Consider the following 1,527-nt stretch of genomic DNA (forward strand, 5'->3'; position numbering starts at 1 on the left):
CACCCTGTGGGGCGTGGCCACCGGCCCGCTGCGCCGCCGCGCCGTCGCCCAGAACCTGTCCACCGCACTGGCCTGCCCCGTCCTCCTGCTGCTCGCCCAGGGCTACGGCCGGCCCGCGTACGTCGATCTCGCGCTCGTCCTCGCCGTCCTGGGACCGGTCGGCGCCCTCGTCTTCGCCCGGCTGCTCGCCGACGACCTGGGCGCCGACCCGCCGCGGGCCCGGATCCGGACCTGGGCGTCCGCCGCCCTCGGCGCCGGCGTCGTCCTCGCGGTGTGCGTGGCCACCGGCCCGAGCAGGGCCCTCGTGAAGCTGCTGGTCGTCGGCGTCCTGCTGGTCGGCGGCAATCTCGTCGCCTCCCGGGCGCTGGCCGGCGGAATGGAGGAGGCACGCCGTGGCTGAAGCGGTGATCGTCGTCGCGCTGCTGCTGGTCGCCGTGTCCGCCACGGCGGCGGTGGCGGTCCGCGACCCCGCCCGCCAGTCCCTCGTCCTGGCCGTCATGGGCGTCGTCCTCGCCGTGCTGTTCACCACGCTTCAGGCGCCCGACGTCGGCCTGTCGCAACTGGCGGTGGGCTCCGCGCTGACGCCGCTGCTGCTGCTGTTGACGGTCCGCAAGGCCAGACGGCGCGGGCAGCGGCGCAAGGAGGACGGACCGTGACCCGGCGCGTCCGGCTGTGGCTGGTGGCCACCGGCGGCGCGGGCCTCGCCGCGCTCCTCGTCGCCGCCTGTCTGCGGCTGCCCGGCTTCGGCGACGACCGCCACCCCTACGGAGACCGCGCCGTCGACGCGGCCCTGTCCCGGCACACCGCCAACACCGTCGCCTCCGTCAACTTCGACCAGCGGGCCTTCGACACCCTCGGCGAGATGACCATCCTGTTCGCGGCGGTCCTCGGCTCCGTGATCCTGCTGCGCCAGACCCGCGACGAGCACCGGGCCCGCCCCGAACCCGCCGACGTCGCCCGCCCCGTGCGCCGCTACGCCCTCCTCGTGCTGCCCGTCGCCCTACTGACCGGGCTGTACGTCATCGCCCACGGGCAGCTCAGCCCCGGCGGCGGCTTCCAGGGCGGCGTCGTCGCCGCGACCGCCCTGCACCTGCTGTACCTGGGCGCCGACTACCGCGCCCTCGAACGCATCCGGCCGGTCGCCCTGTACGAGGTGGGAGACGCGGCCGCCGCCTCCGCCTACCTCGTCACCGGGGTCGCCTGCCTGCTCGGCACCGGCTCCTTCCTCGCCAACACCCTGCTGCCGCACGGCACGTTCAACACCCTGTCCTCCGGCGGCACCGTCCCGCTGCTGAACGCCGCCGTCGGCATGGAGGTCGCCTGCGCCGTGGTCGTCCTGCTCGCCGGCTTCCTGGACCAGGCCGTGGAGATCGTGGACGAGGGCGAGAGCGACGGCGACAGGGACAGCCAGAACGACAAGGAGCACGGGAAGTGAGACCGCTGTGAGCGAAGTGCTGCGCGTACTGCCCTACCTGGTCGCCGTGTGGGTGTTCCTGGCCGGCTGCTACGGCCTGGCCACCAGCCGCG

The 1,527-nt window shown here is 74.8% G+C and carries 3 protein-coding genes and 1 pseudogene; all 4 read left to right on the forward strand.

Annotated features, from left to right (window positions below; genetic code table 11):
• Nucleotides 1–4 precede the first annotated feature (4 nt).
• Nucleotides 5–400 (forward strand): MrpF/PhaF family protein, encoded by a 396-nt coding sequence (locus GTW67_RS01465; protein WP_161162982.1) that lies wholly within the window; start codon nucleotides 5–7, stop codon nucleotides 398–400.
• The gene (locus GTW67_RS01470) at nucleotides 393–656 is read left to right on the forward strand and encodes a hydrogenase subunit MbhD domain-containing protein (protein ID WP_161162980.1); all 264 of its coding nucleotides are present in this window, start codon (nucleotides 393–395) and stop codon (nucleotides 654–656) included. The genes GTW67_RS01465 and GTW67_RS01470 overlap by 8 nt, the downstream gene beginning before the upstream one ends.
• The gene (locus GTW67_RS01475) at nucleotides 653–1,435 is read left to right on the forward strand and encodes an MnhB domain-containing protein (RefSeq protein ID WP_161162981.1); all 783 of its coding nucleotides are present in this window, start codon (nucleotides 653–655) and stop codon (nucleotides 1,433–1,435) included. The genes GTW67_RS01470 and GTW67_RS01475 overlap by 4 nt, the downstream gene beginning before the upstream one ends.
• Before the next feature lie 19 nt (nucleotides 1,436–1,454).
• Nucleotides 1,455–1,527: pseudogene (locus GTW67_RS37375) on the forward strand (dehydrogenase); the annotation flags it as partial.

The sequence above is a fragment of the Streptomyces sp. SID5910 genome (genome assembly GCF_009862125.1).
Lineage (GTDB): Bacteria > Actinomycetota > Actinomycetes > Streptomycetales > Streptomycetaceae > Streptomyces.